Source organism: Mesobacillus sp. (genome assembly GCF_049588175.1).
In the GTDB taxonomy this organism is placed as follows: domain Bacteria; phylum Bacillota; class Bacilli; order Bacillales; family Cytobacillaceae; genus Mesobacillus.
This window is the reverse complement of the sequence record NZ_JBAVFI010000591.1, coordinates 1-1,947: the sequence shown is the minus strand read 5'-3', so window position 1 is coordinate 1,947 and position 1,947 is coordinate 1. Positions and strand designations below refer to the sequence as shown.

1 protein-coding gene and 1 riboswitch are annotated in these 1,947 nt (G+C 39.5%); the gene reads left to right on the top strand.

Annotated features, from left to right (window positions below; all coding sequences use genetic code 11):
• Nucleotides 1-369 precede the first annotated feature (369 nt).
• A riboswitch (cyclic di-AMP (ydaO/yuaA leader) is annotated at nt 370-510 on the top strand.
• Between the two features lie 115 nt (nt 511-625).
• Nucleotides 626-1,882 (top strand): cation:dicarboxylate symporter family transporter, encoded by a 1,257-nt coding sequence (locus WB217_RS14370; protein WP_423993917.1) that lies wholly within the window; start codon nt 626-628, stop codon nt 1,880-1,882.
• Nucleotides 1,883-1,947: the final 65 nt, after the last annotated feature.

Here is a 1,947-nt window from a genome sequence, read left to right as displayed (position 1 = left end):
CTGTTGGTTTGACTAAATAAACTTGATCATTCATTTTTACATATCTCCTAGTAGACAAATTTTTTTTTATATTACGGACTGTATTGATTGCCTGGGACAAAGCTGACTGCTGAAAAGGTCTAGTATTTATCAATGAATTTCACCCGTGATGTACGCTTCTATACCTCTCGCTTCGGCTTCTCTCAACCCGTCGACTTTATCTACACAGCCGGCAACAAGTACTATTTTGCGGTTGCTTGCATGCTTCCTGTCTCAAAGTCCACATATAGAATATCAAACTTATCCACTGATTTCTTAGTCTTCAATAGGAAACTATACTCTGGAAATCAATTAACATTTACATATTAATAATATTGATATAATATAAATCAATATTTACCGCTTAATCTTTTTATAAGAACGGGGGAACCAATCGGCGGTTTCCGCCTGGGGTGAATTCATCGCGAAAGGGATTTGTGTTTCCAATTCCTAACCCGGCAGCTAACCTCGTAAGCGACTAAGGGAACAGAGGAAAATACTCTGTAAATAGGCACCCACAGTGTCTTTTTTTGCGGAGGAAAAAATCTTGTTTCCCTTGCCAATTGCTAATTCAGCATAGAATTTTACAGAAGGTGAGGAAATTCAGATGAAAAAAATAAGTTTAGCTGGTCAAATCTTTATTGGTCTGGTTCTCGGTATTATTGTAGGCGCAGTATTCTTTGGAAATCCTGCGGTTGCTTCTTACCTGCAGCCAATTGGAGATATTTTTCTCCGATTAATTAAGATGATCGTGGTACCAATCGTTGTCGCAAGTATCATTGTTGCTGTTGCAGGTGTTGGCGACATTAAGCAATTAGGTAAAATTGGCGGTAAAACGCTCCTTTATTTCGAAATCATCACTACCATTGCGATTATCGTAGGGCTAATCTCTGCAAATGTATTCCACCCAGGTGCTGGAGTAAATATGAGTGAACTCGATAAAACCGATATTGCTAGTTATGTAAATACTGCTGAAACACAAGAAACAAAATCGATGATTACTACATTGGTTGAAATCGTACCTACAAATCCAATAGCAGCAGTTGCTGAAGGCGATATGCTGGCGATCATTTTCTTTTCTCTCGTTTTTGGACTAGGAATCTCCGCAATTGGTGAAAAAGGAAAACCTGTTATCGCATTTTTCCAAGGAACGGCTGACGCAATGTTCTATGCAACAAACCAAATCATGAAGTTCGCTCCATTCGGAGTATTCGCCCTGATTGGGGTTACTGTATCTAAATTCGGCCTTGAATCCTTGATTCCGCTTGGCAAACTAGTCCTGACTGTATATGGAACAATGATTTTCTTTGTAATCGGTGTTTTGGGCCTCGTAGCTAAGCTTGCTGGATACAATATCTTTAAATTAATTTTAACACTAAAAGATGAATTAATTTTGGCATTCTCGACGGCAAGCTCTGAAACGGTTTTGCCAAGAATCATGGATAAAATGGAGAAAGAAGGAGCACCAAAACATATTACTTCTTTCGTTATTCCAACAGGCTATTCCTTTAATCTGGATGGCTCAACACTTTACCAGGCATTGGCTGCGATCTTCATTGCCCAAATGTACGGTATCGATATGAGCATCTCTGAACAAGTATCCTTAATGCTAGTATTAATGGTGACCTCAAAAGGGATCGCCGGAGTTCCTGGTGTTTCCTTCGTCGTACTTTTGGCAACACTAGGTACAGTCGGACTACCTGTTGAAGGCTTGGCATTCATTGCTGGTATTGACAGAATCCTTGATATGGGAAGAACTGCCGTGAATGTTGTTGGTAATTCCCTCGCTGCAATAGTCATTGCTAAATGGGAAGGTGTCTTCAAACCAGCAAAATCTTCATCTGCAATAAATAAAGCTTCATAATAGAAACAGATAGCCAGCTTGGTGGAAACCAAATGCTGGCTATCTTTAATTAGAGCATCTTATCC

What these genes read in the sequence shown, in the direction of transcription:
- WB217_RS14370 (WP_423993917.1), top strand. Translation starts at nt 626, where the DNA reads ATGAAAAAAATAAGTTTAGCTGGTCAAATCTTTATTGGTCTGGTTCTC.